The 19,479-nt window shown below is 60.3% G+C and carries 14 protein-coding genes; 9 read left to right on the forward strand and 5 right to left on the reverse strand.

Annotated features, from left to right (window positions below):
- The first annotated feature begins 27 nt into the window (after positions 1-27).
- Both FJ934_RS08040 and FJ934_RS08045 read left to right on the forward strand, forming a co-directional pair.
- A complete protein-coding gene (locus FJ934_RS08040; protein WP_140608504.1) occupies positions 28-348 on the forward strand; it encodes a putative quinol monooxygenase in 321 nt (106 codons plus the stop codon).
- Positions 349-383: 35 nt separating this feature from the next.
- Positions 384-1,133 (forward strand): glucose 1-dehydrogenase, encoded by a 750-nt coding sequence (locus tag FJ934_RS08045; protein WP_181165555.1) that lies wholly within the window; start codon positions 384-386, stop codon positions 1,131-1,133.
- Positions 1,134-1,342: 209 nt separating this feature from the next.
- Here the strand turns inward: FJ934_RS08045 and FJ934_RS08050 are convergent, their stop codons facing one another.
- Positions 1,343-2,386, reverse strand: a complete 1,044-nt coding sequence (locus FJ934_RS08050; RefSeq protein WP_210240594.1) for a GlxA family transcriptional regulator — start codon at positions 2,384-2,386, stop codon at positions 1,343-1,345.
- Positions 2,387-2,494: 108 nt separating this feature from the next.
- Entirely contained in the window at positions 2,495-4,144 is a 1,650-nt protein-coding gene (locus FJ934_RS08055) for an ABC transporter substrate-binding protein (protein WP_140608508.1), read from the reverse strand.
- 540 nt (positions 4,145-4,684) lie between these two features.
- Between FJ934_RS08055 and FJ934_RS08060 the strand changes: the two genes are divergently transcribed.
- Complete coding sequence (locus FJ934_RS08060) at positions 4,685-5,347, forward strand: TetR/AcrR family transcriptional regulator (RefSeq protein WP_140608510.1); 663 nt, start codon at positions 4,685-4,687, stop codon at positions 5,345-5,347.
- Positions 5,348-5,361: 14 nt separating this feature from the next.
- Here the strand turns inward: FJ934_RS08060 and FJ934_RS08065 are convergent, their stop codons facing one another.
- On the reverse strand, positions 5,362-5,841 hold the full coding sequence (locus FJ934_RS08065) for a TetR/AcrR family transcriptional regulator (RefSeq protein WP_140608512.1): 480 nt from the start codon (positions 5,839-5,841) through the stop codon (positions 5,362-5,364).
- Between the two features lie 185 nt (positions 5,842-6,026).
- Positions 6,027-6,887 carry a LysR family transcriptional regulator gene (locus FJ934_RS08070; protein ID WP_140608514.1) on the reverse strand — a complete coding sequence of 287 codons (861 nt, stop codon included), beginning with the start codon at positions 6,885-6,887 and terminating at the stop codon, positions 6,027-6,029.
- A 106-nt stretch (positions 6,888-6,993) separates the two neighbouring features.
- Between FJ934_RS08070 and FJ934_RS08075 the strand changes: the two genes are divergently transcribed.
- Positions 6,994-7,647 carry an isochorismatase family protein gene (locus FJ934_RS08075; RefSeq protein ID WP_140608516.1) on the forward strand — a complete coding sequence of 218 codons (654 nt, stop codon included), beginning with the start codon at positions 6,994-6,996 and terminating at the stop codon, positions 7,645-7,647.
- An 88-nt stretch (positions 7,648-7,735) separates the two neighbouring features.
- Positions 7,736-8,152 carry a DoxX family protein gene (locus FJ934_RS08080; protein WP_140608518.1) on the forward strand — a complete coding sequence of 139 codons (417 nt, stop codon included), beginning with the start codon at positions 7,736-7,738 and terminating at the stop codon, positions 8,150-8,152.
- A gap of 101 nt (positions 8,153-8,253) precedes the next feature.
- Here FJ934_RS08080 and FJ934_RS08085 read toward each other — a convergent pair whose 3' ends face one another.
- Positions 8,254-9,153: a LysR family transcriptional regulator gene (locus tag FJ934_RS08085; RefSeq protein WP_140608520.1), complete on the reverse strand. Its 900-nt coding sequence runs from the start codon at positions 9,151-9,153 to the stop codon at positions 8,254-8,256.
- Between the two features lie 108 nt (positions 9,154-9,261).
- On the opposite strand from FJ934_RS08085, the gene FJ934_RS08090 reads away from it, so the two are divergent.
- The 4 genes from FJ934_RS08090 to FJ934_RS08105 all read left to right on the forward strand — a co-directional run bounded on the left by FJ934_RS08090 (position 9,262) and on the right by FJ934_RS08105 (position 19,472).
- Complete coding sequence (locus FJ934_RS08090; RefSeq protein ID WP_140608522.1) at positions 9,262-10,332, forward strand: aldo/keto reductase; 1,071 nt, start codon at positions 9,262-9,264, stop codon at positions 10,330-10,332.
- 297 nt (positions 10,333-10,629) lie between these two features.
- Entirely contained in the window at positions 10,630-11,091 is a 462-nt protein-coding gene (locus FJ934_RS08095; RefSeq protein WP_140608524.1) for a (2Fe-2S)-binding protein, read from the forward strand.
- Between the two features lie 15 nt (positions 11,092-11,106).
- Positions 11,107-13,281 (forward strand): molybdopterin cofactor-binding domain-containing protein, encoded by a 2,175-nt coding sequence (locus FJ934_RS08100; RefSeq protein WP_140608526.1) that lies wholly within the window; start codon positions 11,107-11,109, stop codon positions 13,279-13,281.
- A 479-nt stretch (positions 13,282-13,760) separates the two neighbouring features.
- On the forward strand, positions 13,761-19,472 hold the full coding sequence (locus tag FJ934_RS08105; protein ID WP_140608638.1) for a HAMP domain-containing protein: 5,712 nt from the start codon (positions 13,761-13,763) through the stop codon (positions 19,470-19,472).
- Positions 19,473-19,479 lie beyond the last annotated feature (7 nt).

The raw sequence follows: 19,479 nt of genomic DNA on the forward strand, positions 1-19,479 counted from the left end.
CCAGTGATTTCGGAAGGGTCGAAGAAGATGAGCACGGTCACAAATCTCGCATTCTTCCGCGCTCGCCCAGGGCGGACGAATGAGCTGGGGATTGCGCTGATGGCCCTTGTCGAGCCTACACGGAGCGAATCGGAGTGTCTGACCTACAACCTGCACCAGTCCGTCGAGGATCCCGATGTTTGGTTCGTTTACGAAAACTGGAAAACAGCCAGCGGATTGGACGCCCACATGCATGCGAAACATGTCCGAGAGTTCCTGGCAGCAGCACCGACACTGATCACCGGCGACGTCGAGTTGCGCAGATTTTCCATGATTTCGGCGTTCCCGACGCGAGCCTGGGACGCATGACGGACAGAGATCGACAGCCGATCACGGGGGATAAGATGCGCTTCACGGGAAAGAACATCGTCATTACAGGCGCCAGCGGCGACCTTGGTCTGGCAATAGCCGAGCGGCTGATATCGGAGGGAGCAAACGTGCTCGCCGTGGTGGAGCGCGAGGAAGAACGCACCAAGCTGGACAAGATTTCGCCGCCGCCGGGCGTGTTGGAGTCCTTTGTCGCCGACGTCACAAACACCGAGCAGGTAAAAGCGTACGCCGAAAAGGCCTTCTCGCTGTGGGGTGCGATCGACGGGTTCGTCAACAATGCCGGCATCCAGACCCGTGTTCGTCCAATTGTCGACTTTCCCGAAGCGGATTTTGACCGGGTCATGGCTGTCAACGTTCGCGGAGTCTTTCTCGGGATGAAGTACATTTTTCCGCGAATGCGCGACGGAGGATCAGTGGTGAACATGTCGAGCGCGCTTGGCGTCGTCGGCGGCCCCGGCATCGTCGCCTATGTCGGCTCTAAACATGCAATTGTCGGCATGACGAAGACCGCAGCCCTCGAAGTTGGGAACCGCGGCATCAGGGTCAATGCATGCGCTCCGGGTCCAATAGCAGGATCCATGACATTCAAGCTTGCCGAGGAAGTGTTCGCAGGGTCCGACAAGACGTTCGCCGAGACCGTGCCGCTCGGTCGCCACGGCACACCGGAGGACGTAGCCGGGCTCGTGGCTTTCTTGCTGTCCGATGATTCCCGCTACGCGACAGGCACTGTTCATGCCGTGGATGGAGGCTTCACCACGCCGTAATCGACACCGTTGGGCCCGGGCCAACCCCGTCAAATAGAGGCTCTGGGAGCACAACAGTGAGCAGGTGTCTCGATTGCAATGAGCTCGCTCCGAACCGCGTAAAGGCCCTATTGCCGCCGCAGGCGGTGTTGAAAAATAGGCGACAAAAGTCGCTCGGTGACTGTCGCGGCGACGATTTGAACCGACCAACTACGCAAAAGACAGCCGGATCATTGCGAATTGAGTTGGCAGCCGTCGCCGGCTTCGTTTGACCTCTCCACCGATCTGTTCCTGGTGGCGAAGCGGCGGCGATACTCACGAGGCGGAATGTTTAGCACGCGCACAAACGCGGCCCGCATTTGCTCCTCGCCCCGATATCCGCAAGTCTCGGCTATCCCTTCGATCCGATCGTCGCTTTCTTCAAGAAGGCGTCGCGCGGCGTCGAGGCGTATTGCTTCAACCGCCTTGGCGGGAGTGCGCCCGCGTTTTTGGGTGTAAACACGGGTAAAATTCCTCAAGCTCATGTGCATACGATCCGCCAGGGCCTCGACATTCAGCGAGGTGGTGAGATTCTCGGCGATCCAACGGTCGAGTTCGATGAACGTATCAGAATCCGCTTCTCCTTGAGTCGCGAGAAGCGCGCTGTACTGCGATTGACCGCCGGCGCGTTTGAGATAGACAACAAGCATCCGCGCTACGCTCATCGCCGCCTCGCGACCGCAATCGTCCTCGATCAGTGCCAAGGCCAGATCAATACCTGTGGTCACTCCGGCAGACGACCAGACACGTCCGTCGCGGACAAAAATGGCGTCGGGTTCCACGGTTATTTCGGGATACCGTTGGGCAAGCAATTTCGCGTGCATCCAATGAGTGGCGGCGCGTCGACCCTTCAACAGGCCTGCCGCGGCGAGCAAGAAACTGCCGACGCAGACGGAACATACGCGGCGGCATCGCGGGCCTGTTTTTGCCACCCATTTGATGAGATCGACATCACGCGTGACGTCATCGACCAGAAACGCCCCGGGCACGATCAGCGTATCGATCTTCACACGATAGAGGGATTTGATCGATTGAGCGACAAGCGGCACTCCGTCGGCGGTGGCTACCTGGCCGCCTTGCGAAGAAACAACGGTGCATTTGTAGCGGATGCGGTGCTCGCCTCCGAACTCCGAGAACACGCGGAAAGCCTCCAGCGGTCCGCCCAGATCCAACAGCGATACACCCGGATAAACAGCAAGGACGATATGCCTTTCCTCGGTCAAGCGTGTGGCCACGTTTTGTTTCCTTGCATCTGGGGGCAACGGTATCGGCGTAGTTGATCGGGGCGGACACTATGGTCGTGTCTATGACGGACAGCCCGTGCCGCTCGATGTGAGCTTCACCTAGGTTTCCAGCCATACCTCTTCGAAGATCGTTTCCTGCATGGGATGGGTGCTATAGTTCTTCACCGCCTGTGCAGAGTGATTGAAGATTTTGCGCCAGTAAGCCTGAACGAGGACACCGGAGTCCTGAAGGATCTTCTCGACATCCTTCATAATCGCGCGCCGCTTCTCTACGTCGGGGGTAGCCATCGCCTGAGATAGTTTCTCATCAAATTCCTTGTTCGAGAAACCGGACTCGTTCCAAGCTTCGCCAGAGCGGTAGGCAACCGCCAGCACCTGCACGCCGAGCGGCCGCATCGACCAGACGGTGAGCGAGAAGGGATATTTCGTCCAATCGTTCCAGAAGGTCGAGCCTGGCAGAACAGTCCGCTTCACTTTGAAGCCCGCCTCGCGCATCTGCGCCGCGATCGCGTCGCCAGTGTTCTTCTGCCAATCCTCGTCGACCGTGATGATCTCATGCTCGAAGTCCGCTTGACCGGCCTCGGCCATCAGCGCTTTCGCCTTCTCGATATTCCTCTCCACTTTGGGAAGCGGCGCGTATTCGGGATGGATGCCGCACACATGATGGTTTTCCGCCACCTCGCCAAGATTGTTGTAGCCCAGTTCGAGCACCGCTCCATTGTCGACCGCGAGTTGCACGGCATTGCGCACCCTCTGGTCGTCATATGGCTTGTTGTTGACGTTCATGCGGGCCGTAAGTGTGCCGGCGGTCAGAATCTCGCTGCGCACCAGCCCCATCTTGTCCAGGATCGCCACATAGTCGCCGGTGGTCTCATAGTTGGTATGGACTTCACCCGCCTCGAAGGCGCTGATCATGGCGTTGGGGTCGTTGCTGTAGTCGATGAATTCGATGCCGTCGAGATGAACCTCGCCGCCCCACCAGGGCCCGCCGTTCTCGCGCCGCTTGTAGACCGCGTGCACCGCGGTTTCGTAGGAGACGAGTTCGAACGGTCCGGTGCCGATCGGGTTCTTCACGAAATCCGAACCCATCTTCTCGAAGTCGCGATGCACGATGAGGGCTGGATAATCCGAAAAGGCGGGGATGATGGAAATGTCCGGCACCGACGGCGTCAGCTTCACCGTATGGTCATCGACCTTGGCGATGGCGCCGTTCCGGGCCTTGCCCGTCGCCGGGTCGATCAGGCTGGCCATGCGCGCGGCCATGGAATTGCCTTCCGCAGATTTTTCGCACCAGCGTTCGAGGTTGAAGATGACGTCGTCGGCGTTGAAATCGTCGCCGTTGTTCCATTTCACGCCCTTGCGCACATGCAGCACGTACTCGGTCGCATCGTCGTTCACGTCCCATTTTTCGAGAAGCATGGGCTTGAAAGTGAAATCCTTCGTGTATCTGACAAGCGGCTCCAGGACCTGGCGGGCGATGTTGCCCATTTCGCCCCAGTCGAAGCTGCGTATATCCTTCATCTCCTTGACCAGCATGGCCACCTTGATGACGCCGCCTTTCTTCGGCTGTGCCGCCGCCGCCGCCGGGGCCGCGAGACCGATCATGCCGTAGGCGACGGCTGTCGAAAGCCCGAAGACGCTGGCGAGTGCCAGGAATTCGCGGCGATCCATGCGTCCCTCAGCGGCCTCCACCGCCATCCGCTGGACAGTTTCGGGAACAGGTTTGTCGTTGCGTGTCAGAAAGCCCATTTCTTCCTCCCATTGGCCATCAGGCCCGTTTCGTCCGCCATGCCCGTCAGGAGACGGGCATGGCGCCGTCCTCTTCTATGCGGCTCGCAATGAACCCATCCGAGATCTCGGCCGAGGCAGCGGCCACAGGAAACCCTCGAGCGTCCGCTCCAGATGCCGTTGGCGCGTTCGGTTGCCGTGCGCGAACTGGTCTCCGTCGAAGTGCCGAAGTTCGAAAGGTCGAGAACCAGCGGCTCGTCGAAAGCGGCGGCGTTCGGATCGGCATTTCAAAACGTGGAAGCCAGCGGCCGCATGGCATGTTGAGCCAGCTGCGAATTCAGCCCGACCGATCCGGACCACATCCGTCCCACCGGGCTTGGCGAGGCGATACGACACCAAAGCGCCAGCGACCCTGCCTCCCATTGCGACTGCTCGGTAGTGTGACTTCAATCCTGCCTCCCAAGATCAGGATGATCACCATTGGACATATATGTACAATGATTGGACAGCTATGTCCAGTAACTCCTTGCGCGATGTTTTGGGCTGTGTCATTCGTCAGTGATGATCAAGCTGATGCCGCAGAAAGAGCCCACCCCCGGCAACATCAAGGTGACCCGCTGGGATTGGATCAATCTGGCTCTGGAGGTGTTGGTCACCGAGGGCGTGGAAAGCGTACGCGTCCTGCAGGTAGGCGAGAGATTAGGCGTGTCGCGATCGAGCTTCTACCATTATTTCGAGAACCGTCAGGATCTGTTGAATCGTCTGCTGGAGCATTGGCGCGACACCAACACCAGGGCAATAGTCGAACGGGCGGCAAGGCCTGCACAGAATATCATAGGCGGTGTAATGAACGTCTTTGAGTGCTGGGCGGACGAGAGCCTGTTCGACCCGCGCTTCGATTTCGCTGTGCGCGAGTGGGCACGCCGCTCCGCCGAAGTGCGCAGGATCATTGACACGGCGGATGATGAGAGACTGGGCGCCATACGCGATCTTTATCTGCGTCATGGCTACAGTGAAGAAGACGCTCTCATTCGCGCCCGCGTGCTCTATTACATGCAAATAGGCTACTATGTGCTCGACGTGAAGGAGCCGGCGGAGACTCGCCTTGGCCATCTTGCGGCCTATCTGCGCAGCTTCACCGGGCAGGAACCAAGCGACGCCGACGTGGCCCACTTTTCCACCTTCGTCATGCAGGCGCGATCACGGCAAACGGCCCTCAAATAGCGGGCAGGATGTCCTCAGGCCTGTGCCGTTGCCACGTGCATCAAAATATCCACCAGGCGATCCTGGCCCGACCCTCGAAGCGCTTCCGGCGGACTCCGACCGTAGCCAACCGTCAGCAGCAGTCCATCCGTAGCGGCCATGATGACGGCAGCGCGTTGCAGCCCGGCGTCGAAGGAGAGTTCCGGTCTTATGCGCAGGATCAGATCGCGGAAGCGGACAAGCTGCTCGTCGCACAGCGGATCCAGCGCTTTGCTGGCGATGGGATCGCGATGCGCTAGGTTCCAGAGTTCGTAGAAGAACCCGGCGGTGTGGGCGTTCTTGTTGTCCTCGATCAGGAAATGCAGCATGCGCTGAAGCTTGGTCTCTGCATTGCCGAGAGTCTCGCTTTCGAGGCGGCTAAAGGCTTCGTTGTAGTCATGCGTAATGGAGTCGGTGACGGCCTCGAAGAGTTTTGCCTTGTTGCCGAAGAAATGTTGGACGGTGGCGATCCTCACGTCGCAGCCGGAGGCAACGGCCCGCAGGGTGGGGGCGCCTTGATCGCACAGGAGCGGACCAGGTTCGACTGAAGACAGCAAGGCTGAGCGCGGACCTCGGTCCGGGTTCAGGACGCAACGAATCAGACAGAGCGAGGGCTGGGATTTGGTGATGGCGTCTCACGGCAGCGACAATGCTGTCGGGGTCAGACAAGGTGCTTTATGAGCGCTTTTACGGCGATGGACGGTGTAACCGAGCGCGCCTGCAGTGCAGTCGTCTCAATCTGATCAAGGCGACTTTCAGGAAGGATTCGGACAAGATTTCCCTCGGCGATAGGGACGTCTGCAAGATAGCCAGGCAACAGGGCTATGCCCAGACCTGCGCACGCCGCATCGCGGGTTACGTGCATGTTGCTGGTACTGATTTTCCACGGGATGCGTATCGACTGATCATCGATCGTCCAGTGATCGAGATCCGTGCGCGTGAGGATGCCACGGTGGCTGGCAAGCTCTGCCACCGTCCGAGGTGTTCCGGCGCGATCGAGATAGTCGGGCGAGGCGACCAGCTTCCTGTCGACATGCCTAAGCCGACGCCTCACCAGATCGCTGTCGCCAAGCTGGCCAAGCCGTATCACAAGATCGAAGCCGCCGGCGATTACGTTCACGAGCTCGTCGCTGAGGTGCAGGTCGATGCGTACCTCCGGATAGCGCTGCAGAAATGTGAAGAGTTTCGGCGCCAGGACATGCTGGCCGTAAGCAATAGGGGCGGCGATCTTTAACGTTCCACTCGGGATGGCATGTTCCGCAAGCGCCTCGACCTGGGCCTGCTCGGCATCGTGAACGATCGGACGGATCCGCTCAAAGTAACGCCGGCCGGTGTCGGTGAGACTGAGTGCGCGCGTCGAGCGCAGGAGCAGCGGCGCCCCCATGCGCTGCTCCATCAGCGCAAGCTGGCGACTGATCGTCGCCTTGGGAAGACCGAGCAAGCGGCCGGCGGCGCTCAAGGAGCCGCACTCCACGATCTTTACGAAAAGGGCCATCCCGGAGAGGTCAACGGCGTCGGTCATCGTTCCAAATGTAAGACGCTGGAGTTCCAAATGCGAGTCTACTGTTCTACCCGGCGCGGGTCCAAATTCCGTTCACCGTAACATCCATCCACAGGAGCAAACAGCAATGACTACGAACAGCTATACAAAGTCCAGGTTCACTAAAGACAACGCGGCACTTCTGCTGATCGACCATCAGTCGGGAATCTTGCAGCTGGTGCATGACTATTCACCCGCCGAATACCGCAACAACGTTCTGGGGCTTGCGAAGCTCGGCAAAGCCTTCAACCTGCCTACCATCCTGACCACGAGCCTTGACCAAGGTCCCAACGGCCCGTTTATCCCCGAGGTGCTGAGCATGTTCCCCGACGCCCCGCTGATTCGGCGGCAAGGGATCATCAGTGCGTGGGATGATCCTGAATTCCTGGCCGCGGTCGAGAAAACGGGCCGCAAGAACCTGATCATGGCCGGTGTCACCATCGATGTATGCCTCGCCTTCCCCGCCATGCAGGCGGTCGAGGCGGGCTACAATGTGTATGGCGTGGTCGACGCCTCTGGCGGGAGTGACGAGACCCTTCGCGACCTTGCCATTGCCAGAATGCAGGATCACGGGGTCACCCCCATCAACTGGACAACCGTCGGCTTCGAGCTGCAGCGCGACTGGAGGCTGCCGACCGCTCAGGAATTCGGGCCGGTCGTCCGCGATCACTATCACAGCTACAGCCTGTTGATGGACAGCTACGAGGCCCAGACCGCAAACCCTGCCAAGAAGGCTTCCTAGCTCCTCCCGCACCGGTCCTGACGGTCGACTGCGCCCGATCCCACGCTCAAGATCGGGCGCAGCGCCAGGAACCAAAGAGGATTTCGGCATGAACGCTAGATCAAGCCATCGACTGTTTTCCAGTGTCTCGCTGCGACTGCTCTGCATACTCGTCAGTTCGCCGTTTTGGATAAGCGGGCTGAGCAAGCTAGGCGATTGGAATAGCGCGATTTCGGAGATGACACGCTTCCATCTGTCGCCGCCAGCACCTTATGCAGCAGCGACGATCCTGGTCCAGCTCCTCGGAAGCGCCATGTTGATCGTCGGTCCATATAAATGGCTTGGCGCCATCGCGCTGAGTGGCTTCGTCGCGCTGACAATTCCGGTCGCCCACGACTTCTGGAACCAAGTGGGCGCCGACCGCGCGATCTCTTTGGATTTCGCCATCGAACACATGGCGGTCATCGGTGGATTGCTGGCAGTGGCGAGGCTGGCGGCGGAGAGCAGGTCTCCTGGCGGTCAATAAGAACCGCACGAGTGCCCGCAAGGACCAGCGCTCGTCGTGAGCGGCTCGCATGCGATTTGCGTGCCCCTTCCGATGGCGCGTCGATACGAACTGACCCCGCTTTACGAATTTCGATCCAGAAGGCAGTCGATGAAGGCCCGCAATGCCGGCGTCGGTGAGTGGCGATTCGAATAATAGAGGAAGAGGCCGGGAAAGGTCGGCGACCAATCCACCAGGACTCGTTGGAGGCGTCCTTCCTCGATTGAACGCACAATGCGATGATCATTGAATGTATAGAGGATGCCGAGACCCTGAAGCGCGCCATCCAGCACCACCTCCTGCATGTTCGAGGTCAACGGTCCGTCGACCGACATCTCGAACGCCTTTCCGTCCTTCTCGAACTCCCAACGATAGACCGCGCCGCTGCCGGGGTAGCGCCAGTTGATACAAGCATGGGCGTGCAGGTCCGCCGGTGTGTTCGGGATCCCTCGCGTACTCAGATAGTCGGGCGACGCGACGGCCATCATCTCCATGTCCGGCGTCAGCCGAACGGCCACGACGTCCTTTTCGAGCCGCTCGCCGGCGCGGATACCGGCGTCGAAGCGCCCGGCGACGATGTCGCTGAGGCTGTCATCGGAGACGACGTCCAGCACCACGTCCGGATAGGCCCTGTGAAAGTGCCCGAGCCTGGGCGCGATCAGCATGATCGCAGCATAGCCAGGCGCATTGATGCGCAGCAGACCGGCCACACGGCCGGTCGCGTCGACCGCTTCGGTCACCGCTGAATCAAGTTCCAGCAGGATTGGCCCCAGCCGCTCATAAAGCCGTTGGCCGACTACGGTCGGCGCCACGCTTCGTGTCGTGCGGTTGAGCAGCCGGGCACCGAGCCGGCTTTCGAGCAGGCGTATAGTCTGGCTGAGAGCGGATGGGGACAAGCCGAGATGGTTGGCTGCGCGGGCAAAGTTTCCGTGCTCCACGATTGCCGCGAAGGCCTTCAGTTCGGCAAAGTCTGATCCTCGCATTATGCATCGTTCTCTAACTGACCCATCAGGATTATAGAGGATTATTTTACCGGCCGCGACGGTGCATCTTCAGTCCCGTAACTTCACTCGTTCCTGGAGGTTCACCCCATGACCCAATCACTTGACCTTGCTACCTATCGCCTGCTCGGCCGTTCCGGCCTGCGCGTCTCCCCGCTTGCCCTGGGAACCATGACCTTTGGCTCCGATTGGGGCTGGGGTGCCGAACAGGACGAGGCTCGGCGCATATTCGACGCCTATGTCGACCGCGGCGGTAACTTCGTCGATACCGCCAACGCCTACACCAACGGTTCCTCCGAGCGCCTTGTCGGCGAATTCGCCGAGGGCAAGCGCGACCGGCTGGTGATCTCGACCAAATATACGATGGCGACGCATCCGGGCGATCCGAATTCGGGTGGCAATCATCGCAAGAGCATGGTTGCTTCGGTCGAGGAAAGCCTGCGCCGGCTGAAAAGCGACTATATCGACCTGCTCTACGTACATCAGTGGGAGGGGCTGACCCCGGTCGAAGAGATCCTGCGCGGGCTCGACGATCTCGTGCGGCAGGGCAAGGTGCTCTATCTCGGCCTTTCGGATATTCCCGCCTGGCAGGCGTCAAGGATGCAGGCGATCGCCGACCTGCGTGGCTGGACGCCGTTCGTGGCGCTGCAGAGCGAATACAGCCTGGTCGAACGCACCTCGGAACGCGACCTGATCCCGATGGCCAACGAGATGGGTATGGGCTTCATGCCCTGGGCGCCACTCGCCAATGGCGTCCTGTCGGGCAAATACAGCCGCGACGATCTCGGCGCTTCGCAGACCGGCATCGCGGGGTCGCGCAAGGCGGTTGCCGGCGCCCACGGTTCCCTGTCGGAACGCAGTCTGGCTATCGCCGATGTCGTCGGCGAGATCGCCCGGGAAACAGGTCGATCGTCGGCGCAGGTCGCGCTGGCCTGGGTCATGGCCAATACCGAGGTGACGGCTCTGCTGCTCGGCGCGCGCACGCTGCAGCAACTGGAAAACAATCTCGGCGCCCTCGACGTCAGCTTGAGCGCTGAACAGATGACGCGGCTGGATGCGGCGAGCGCGATCGAGCTCGGTTTTCCGTACAACCTGCTGCACGGCCCATTCCTTCGCGCGGCGGTCAGCGGAGGGGCGCACTTCCCGGAGCGGACTTGGTAGCGAACGGGGCTTGGCAAGCCGACCACTCCAGCACCTCGCCTGCCTCTGGCTGCCGTGTGGTCGGGTGCCGAATGATGTCGGTATCCAGCGCCCGGCAACGATGCTCGCTGCTTCATTCGCGGCAACTGCAACGTCAGCGATAGGCGCGGTTGGGCGAGGCCCATGTCTCACGGCGTTGGCGGCAGTTTTTCTGGGATTTATGTCATTTCGATCGTCAGCGTCGCGCCATAGGCTGCGAGATGCCTCAAGCCGTCAAGGCTCGGCACCAACCTCGACGTCATACGGCGGAGAACCTCGATGGCGACATACAAGATCACGGTGAATGGGCAGCGCCGGGACGTAACCGTTGATCCATCGACCCCTCTGCTCTGGGTTCTGCGCGAAGAGCTGAAGCTGACAGGCACCAAATATGGTTGCGGCATCGGCCTGTGCGGCGCCTGCACCGTGCACCTTGCCGGCGAAGCAACCCGCTCCTGCGGCTTGCTGGTCTCGGACGTCGGCGATCAGGAGGTGGTGACGATCGAAGGCATCGGCGGCGATCGTGTCGGTCGCATCGTGCAGGAGGCCTGGGTGGAGAAGGATGTCGTGCAGTGCGGCTATTGCCAGAGCGGCCAGATCATGGCCGCCGTGGCGCTCCTCAAGGTGACGCCTCGACCGTCGGAAGCCGATGTCGAGGGAACGATGACGAATCTATGCCGCTGCGCCACCTATGTGCGCATCCGCGCAGCCATCCAGGACGCCTCGGCACGGTTGATCTAGCAAAGGAGCCGGACCATGCGGTTCGCATACCAGCCTGACAAGGGTCATTTGAGCCGCCGCACCTTCCTGCGCGCATCGGCAGTTGCCGCGGGCGGACTATTGGTTTCGCTGCATTTCGATCTTCCCGCGCTCGCGCAGGATGCCGGGGCGCCACCAGCCCCAGCCGACGCATATGTCCGCATCAAACCCGACGGGCGGATCGTGATCGCTGTGCGGCATATCGAGATGGGGCAGGGCGTGCTCACATCACTGCCGATGATCGTAGCCGAAGAGCTCGATGCGGACTGGTCCCAAGTGAGCGCCGAGCTTGCCCCGGCGGGAGATGCCTACAAGGCGCCACCGCTCGGGATACAGAGCACGAGCGGTTCGTGGTCCGTGCGCTATGGCTATCAACAGCACCGCGAGTTCGGCGCTCGCATCCGCGCGATGCTCGTGGGCGCGGCCGCCGACCGATGGAAGGTGCGCCCGGACGAATGCCGCACGGAAGCCGGCGTGGTCCATGGTCCAAGCGGCCAATCGGCGAGCTATGGCGAACTCGCGGACGATGCTTCGCGCAGGCCCGTGCCGGAGCAGGTCGTGTTGAAGAACCCTGGCGACTTCCGGATTGTCGGGAAGCCGACGCGCCGCATGGACAGCCGCCCGAAGACGGATGGGTCGCAAAAATTCGCGCTCGACATCGACCTTCCAGGCATGAAGATCGCGCTCATCGCACGGCCACCGGTATTCGGGGCGAAGGTCAAGGCGTTCGACGCGCAAGCGGTCCGCTCGATGGACGGTGTGCGGGACGTCTTCGAAATTCCCCTCGTCAAGGGGAGCGCCGTGGCTGTGGTCGCGGATCGGTTCTGGAGCGCGAAACAGGCACGGGACCAGCTCAAGATCGACTGGGATTTCTCAGGCGTGGAGCGCGCCGACAGCCACGAATTGCGCGCCAGGTATCAGGCCCTCGCCAAAACGCCGGGAAACGTCGCTCTCAGCCGAGGCGACAAGACCGCGCTTTCCCGGACAGAACCCTCCAAGCGCATTGTCGCGGATTATGAACTTCCCTATCTGGCCGCAGCCGCGCTCGAGTGCTTGAACATGACGCTTCGCTATGATGGCGACCGCGCCGAAGCATGGATTCCGTCTCAATTTGCCACGCTTGACCAAGGCGTGCTCGCCCAGGCGCTCGGATTGGATCCCGGCCACGTCACGTTGCATGTGGTCTTTGCCGGCGGCGGATTCGGACGGCGCAGCCCGCTCGACGGTCCGGTACCCTTCGAGGCGGCGGCCATCGCGAAGCGCATGCGCGGCACGCCGGTCAAGCTGATGTACACGCGCGAGGACGACATGCGGAGCGGCTACTACCGTCCCATGACCACCCATCGCGTGGAAGTCGGCATTGGGACCGACGGCATGCCATGGGCCTGGCGACACGTCGCCGTGGGCCAGTCGTTCATCATCGGAACGGCGATGGAGAAGACTTTCATCAAGGACGGCGTTGATCCGCTCGTCATCGAGGGAGCGGTGAACAACAAATACCGCATCCCGAACTTTGAGGTGTCGGTACACCATCCGGCGGTGAACGTGCCGGTCTACACCCTGCGCTCTGTCGGGCACTCACAGAACACTTTTGTCATGGAGACGCTGATCGACGAACTCGCCGTTCGCGCCAAAGCCGACCCCATCGCCTATAGGCTGAAGCTTCTCGATCCCGAGGCCACCAAGGTCCGCGATGCATTGACCCTGCTCGAGGAGAAGAGCCGCTGGCGAAATGGCCTTGCGTCCGGCCATGCCGCCGGCATTGCCTGCGCCGACTATTGGGACACGGGTATCGCCTGTGCGGCCGAGGTGTCGCTCGTCGACAATCGGCCAAGGGTCCACCGCGTTACCGTTGCCATCGCCTGCGGGCTGCCGGTGAATCCGCTTTCCATCGAAGCGCAGTGCCAGGGCGCGATCGGCTTCGGTCTCACTCAGCTCATGTCGGCCATCACACTCAAGGACGGCGAGGTTGAGCAGTCGAACTTCGATGGATTTCGGCCGCCTTACATGTCCGACGCGCCGGCGGCGATCGATGTCCATATCGTGCCGAGCGATGACGCCCCGCTGGGTGTTGGGGAACCCGCCACCCCAGTCATTTCGCCGGCCGTGGTAAACGCGTTGGCGAGTCTCACTGGAAAGCGATACCGGTCGCTCCCGATCGATACTGTCTAAGGCAAGACGTCAGTTTTGCTCCACAACCGAGGCGACTGACGCCAAATAACGCCGTAGTATCATGACTTGGCAAGTCTGATCGGCAGTAATTGGCATCGCGCTTTTTGCGCGTAAGCACTACGGAAGCACAAGAGATCGCGCAATTTCGCCGCAACCCTCATGTGGAAAAATGCTATCGAAGTCGGCTCGATGATGACGCGGTGGCCGAAGGTTAGCGATTCCGGCTTCGTTGCCCTGATGAGTAATTTTGCACGCCGATTCACAGCTGGCGGCGTCGCGTTCGAGGAAACGTTCCTTCGAGGCTGAACGTCAGAACCACAATCGTGCCGGAACGTGGGCTTTCAGTCGGTGCGCACCCCCCAAGCGACATGGAACCATTATCCAAATGGCACGTTTTCGAGCTTGCGGCGAGATGTAGCTCGGCCGTGGGGCTTTCTATTCAAACGCAAATCCATCGGCATCGGAGGGGCGCTGTGACCGTGCAGGCATCCAAAAGGGAACTGGACCATGTAATCATTCTGAATTCTCTAAGAGCCTTCCGCCGCGGTGATTTTTCCGTCCGTATCGAGAACGTATACAAGGGGGTCGATTCCGAAATCGCGGAAACTTTCAACGAGATCGTGGACGTCAACGATCAGGTGACGCGTGAGTTCGAGCGCCTCAGCAGGGTTGTCGGCAAGGATGGGCGGATAGGTGAGCGCGGTCGCGTTCGCAATGCTACTGGCAGTTGGGAATCAAGTGTCCGGTCCGTCAACGATCTGATCGAGGATATGGTCCAGCCGACAGCCGAGGTCGCCCGAGTCATCGGTGCCGTTGCCAAGGGCGACCTGTCGCAAACGATGATGGTCGAAATTGATGGCCGGCCTTTGCGTGGGGAGTTCCTGCGGATTGGCAAGATCGTCAACACCATGGTTGGCCAGTTAGCCTCCTTCGCCTCGGAAGTGACCCGCGTGGCGCGCGAGGTCGGCACCGAAGGCAAGTTGGGTGGTCAGGCGCGCGTGAAAGGCGTCGCCGGGACTTGGAAAGATCTGACCGACAACGTCAACGCTATGGCCACCAACCTGACCGGACAGGTGCGCAACATCGCCGAGGTCACGACCGCCGTCGCGTCGGGCGACCTGTCGAAGAAGATTACCGTCGACGTCAAGGGCGAAATCCTCGAATTGAAGAACACCATCAACACGATGGTGGACCAGCTCAATTCCTTCGCCTCGGAAGTGACGCGGGTGGCGCGCGAGGTCGGCACGGAGGGTAAGCTCGGCGGTCAGGCGCGCGTCGAAGGGGTCGGCGGCACCTGGAAGGATCTGACCGACAATGTGAATTCCATGGCCGAGAACCTCACCGGCCAGGTGCGCAATATCGCCGAGGTGACGACCGCCGTGGCTCTGGGCGACCTCTCGAAGAAGATCACCGTCGACGTGAAGGGCGAAATCCTCGAGCTGAAATCGACGATCAACACGATGGTCGACCAGCTCAACTCCTTCGCCGGCGAGGTCACGCGCGTAGCGCGCGAAGTTGGCACTGAAGGCAAGCTTGGCGGCCAGGCACAGGTGCGTGGCGTCGCCGGCACGTGGAAAGACCTCACCGACAACGTCAATTCGATGGCTGAGAACCTCACCGGCCAGGTGCGGAATATCGCGGAGGTGACGACGGCGGTTGCTTCCGGCGACCTCTCCAAAAAAATCACCGTGGCGGTGCAAGGCGAAATTCTCGAACTCAAGGACACCATCAACACGATGGTTGATCAGTTGAACTCCTTTGCCTCGGAGGTCACACGCGTTGCGCGCGAGGTCGGCACCGAAGGCAAGCTCGGTGGCCAGGCCGAGGTGAGGGGCATTGGCGGCACGTGGAAAGATCTGACCGACAACGTCAATCTGATGGCCGCCAATCTGACCGGGCAGGTGCGCAACATTGCCGAGGTTACGACGGCCGTGGCCCGCGGTGATTTGTCCAAGAAGATCACGGTCGACGTCAAAGGGGAGATTCTGGAGCTCAAGGATACCGTCAATACGATGGTCGATCAGTTGAACTCCTTCGCCTCGGAAGTGACGCGCGTCGCTCGTGAAGTGGGATCGGAAGGCAAACTAGGCGGACAGGCTCATGTCGAAGGCGTCGGTGGCACCTGGAAGGACTTGACGGACAACGTCAACGCAATGGCCGGCAATCTGACCGTCCAGTTACGCGATGTGTCCAAGGTCGCGACGGCTATCGCGACGGGCGACCTGACGCAGAAAATCACGGTCGATGCGCTGGGCGAGATCCTGCAGATCAAGGATGTCATCAACACGATGGTCGATCAGTTGAATTCGTTCGCCTCGGAGGTGACGCGTGTGGCGCGCGAAGTCGGTTCGGACGGCAAGCTCGGCGGTCAGGCACAGGTGCGCGGCGTTGCCGGCACCTGGAAGGACCTGACCGACAACGTCAATGCCATGGCCGCCAACCTGACGGGTCAGGTGCGAAACATCGCCGAGGTGACGACGGCCGTGGCGCTCGGTGACCTCTCGAAGAAGATCACCGTGGATGTCCGTGGAGAGATTCTGGAGCTGAAGGACACCATCAACACAATGGTGGACCAGCTCAATTCCTTTGCCTCGGAAGTGACCCGCGTCGCGCGCGAGGTCGGTACCGAAGGCAAGCTCGGCGGGCAGGCGCAGGTGCGCGGCGTTGCCGGGACGTGGAAAGATCTGACCGACAACGTCAACTCGATGGCCGAGAACCTGACCGGGCAGGTGCGCAACATCGCGGAGGTGACGACCGCTGTTGCCCGTGGCGATCTGTCGAAAAAGATCACGGTCGACGTGAAGGGGGAAATCCTTGAGCTGAAATCAACCATCAACACGATGGTGGACCAGCTCAACTCCTTCGCCGGTGAGGTCACGCGCGTGGCGCGCGAGGTTGGCACCGAGGGCAAACTCGGCGGTCAGGCCCGTGTCGAAGGCGTCGCCGGTACCTGGAAAGACCTCACCGACAACGTCAATTTGATGGCGACGAACCTGACCAACCAGGTGCGTGGCATCGCCGACGTGGTGACGGCGGTTGCGCAAGGCAATCTCAAACGCAAGCTGACGGTGGATGCCAAAGGCGAAATCGCCTCCCTTGCCGATACGATCAACGGCATGATCGAGACACTCGCGACCTTTGCCGACCAGGTGACCAACGTCGCCCGCGAGGTGGGTATCGAAGGCAAGCTTGGCGGACAGGCGCGTGTGCCAGGAGCGGCTGGCCTGTGGCGCGACCTGACCGACAATGTCAATCAGCTCGCCGCCAATCTCACAACCCAGGTGCGTGCCATTGCCGAGGTTTCGACAGCGGTCACCAAGGGCGATCTGACGCGCTCGATCAGCGTCGAAGCTTCGGGTGAAGTTGCCGCGCTCAAGGACAACATCAACGAAATGATCCGCAACCTGAAGGATCAGACGCTGAAGAATGCCGAACAGGACTGGTTGAAAACCAATCTCGCCCGGTTTTCGCGGATGCTGCAAGGCGAGCGCGACCTCGCAACTGTCTCGCGGCTCATCATGTCCGAACTCGCGCCGCTGGTGAACGCCCAATATGGGGTGTTCTACGTTACCAATCGCGACGAAGAGGAATCCTATCTCGAGCTGGCGGCGTCCTATGGCGCTGAAAGCAAGGCGGCGATCAAGCAGCGCCTCGACCTGCGCGAAGGCCTGGTCGGCCAAAGTGCTGCCGACAAGCGCGCAATCATGCTCGACAATGTCCCGCCGGAATTCCTGCGCGTCACATCAGGCCTCGGCAGCGCCTCGCCGGCCAATGTCATCATTCTTCCCGCCTTGTTCGAAGATGAGGTGAAAGCCGTTATCGAACTTGCCTCGTTCGGCGAGTTCCGCGACACCCACCAGTCGTTCCTCAACCAGTTGATGGAGTCCGTCGGCATCGTTCTCAACACCATAGCCGCGACAATGCGCACCGAAGGCCTGCTCAAGCAGTCGCAACTGCTGACCTCGGAATTACAAGCGCGCCAGACTGAACTGACCAAGAAGCAGGAAGAGCTGCATGCCACGAACGAGGAGCTGCAGGAAAAGGCACAGCTGCTCGAAAACGAAAAGAAGCAGGTGGAAAACAAGAATCTCGAAATCGAGATGGCGCGACGCGCATTGGAGGAGAAAGCCGAGCAACTGGCGCTGACTTCGAAATACAAGTCCGAGTTCCTGGCCAATATGAGTCACGAACTGCGCACGCCACTCAATTCACTGCTCATTCTTTCAAATCTCCTGGCGACCAACCAGCAAGGCAATCTCAACGAAAAGCAGGTCGAATTCGCGCGCACGATCAATTCCGCCGGAACCGATCTTCTCAGCCTCATCAACGACATCCTCGATCTGTCGAAGATCGAATCAGGCACGGTCTCCATCGATATCAACGATATGCCGGTGTCACACCTGCGCCAGCATATGGAGCGCACGTTCCGTCAGCTGGCGGCCGACAAGGGACTTGGCTTCACCATCGAGGTCGACCCGGCCCTTCCAGATACTGTCCGCACGGACGAGAAGCGCTTGCAGCAGATTGTCCTCAACCTGCTTTCGAACGCATTCAAATTCACCTCCGAAGGTGAGGTCGGTTTGAACCTTCGGGTCGAGAAAACTGGTCGCCGCAACGGCGCCGCGCACCCGAGAAAGGCTCTCGCGATTGCCGTGACCGACACCGGCATTGGCATACCTGAGGATAAGCAAAAGCTTATTTTCGAAGCCTTTCAGCAAGCCGACGGCACCACCAGTCGTAAATATGGCGGTACGGGTCTGGGGCTCTCTATCAGTCGGGAAATCGCCCGGTTGCTTGGCGGCGAATTGCGTGTCGAAAGCACACCGGGCAAAGGATCGACGTTCACGCTGGTTATTCCGTTCGACGGCCCCAGAATGGCGACAGTGCAATCGGCCTTGCTTCCTGTGGCGGAAGAAGTCTCAGCGCCAGCATCCCCCAACAGTCCGCCTTCGGCCGAGTTAATCGATGACCGCGATTCTATCTCGCCGACCGATCGGGTCGTTCTGATCGTTGAGGACGACCCGACCTTCGGAGGCTTGTTGCTTGGCCTCGCACGTTCGGCCGGGTTGAAAGGCGTCTTGTCAAACGCTGGTTCCGGCACTTTGGCATTGGCGCGCAAGCTGGTTCCCGATGCCATTACGCTTGATCTCGGGCTTTCGGATATCGACGGCTGGGTGCTTTTTGATCTGTTACGCCATGATCAGAAGACGAGGACAATCCCCGTCCACGTTATCTCGGGTGCGGGAGATATTAATAGCCTCGCGCGCAAGGGCGCCTCCAGCATTTCCACCAAGCCCGTATCATCGGATGAACTGATGCAGGTGTTTCAGGACATTCATTCCAGAAAGCTGCGCATCCAACGCCGCGTTCTGGTCGCCGACCCCGATCCGGATCGCCGGCTATCGCTGGTCGAAGCGATCCGCGACGGCGTCACCTCGGTCACCGCGGTTGGTCGGATCGCGGCAAATGCGGACGACATCGGGATCGCCTCGTATGATGCCGTCGTGCTCGGGTTTGGACGCTCGGCCAAAGACAATGCGCAGGCACTAGACGAGGTCACCGGCCAATTCGGCGAAGCCTTGCCGAAACTTTTGTTCTTTGCCCCCCATCCTGATGCGCTTGACCCGGTCCTGTCGCTGAATCCGGCTTTTGCGAATGCGCCGCGCGCCGAGAATTTCGCCCAGTTGGCGCTGCATATTTCAGCCACCCTTCCGGGAGAAGGCCGCGAAGAAAGCATGATCGAAACAGAACAGGACGCCAAGTCCGATCTCACCGGTGCGAAGGTTCTGATCGTCGACGACGACATTCGCAACATTTATTCCCTCACCAGCGTTCTGGAGACCTATGGGATCCAAGTTCTGCACGCTGAACGAGGCCGCGACGGCATAGCGCTGCTGGAACATACGCCTGACGTCGATGCAGCGTTGATCGATATCATGATGCCGGAAATGGACGGCTACGAGACGATGCGGCAAATCCGCACCACATCCTCAATAGCTCACATTCCGCTGATTTCGGTTACGGCCAAAGCGATGAAGGGTGATCGGAAAAAATGCTTGGACGCGGGGGCTTCCGACTACATCGCCAAGCCAGTCGATCTCGATCTCTTGCTGGCGCTGCTTCGTGTCTGGATTGGGCGTTCCCGGTCACGCGGTGACACCCCGGAAAAAATGCTCGTGGCGGCGAACTGACGGCTAT

Source organism: Mesorhizobium sp. B2-4-12 (assembly GCF_006441575.1).
GTDB lineage: Bacteria > Pseudomonadota > Alphaproteobacteria > Rhizobiales > Rhizobiaceae > Mesorhizobium.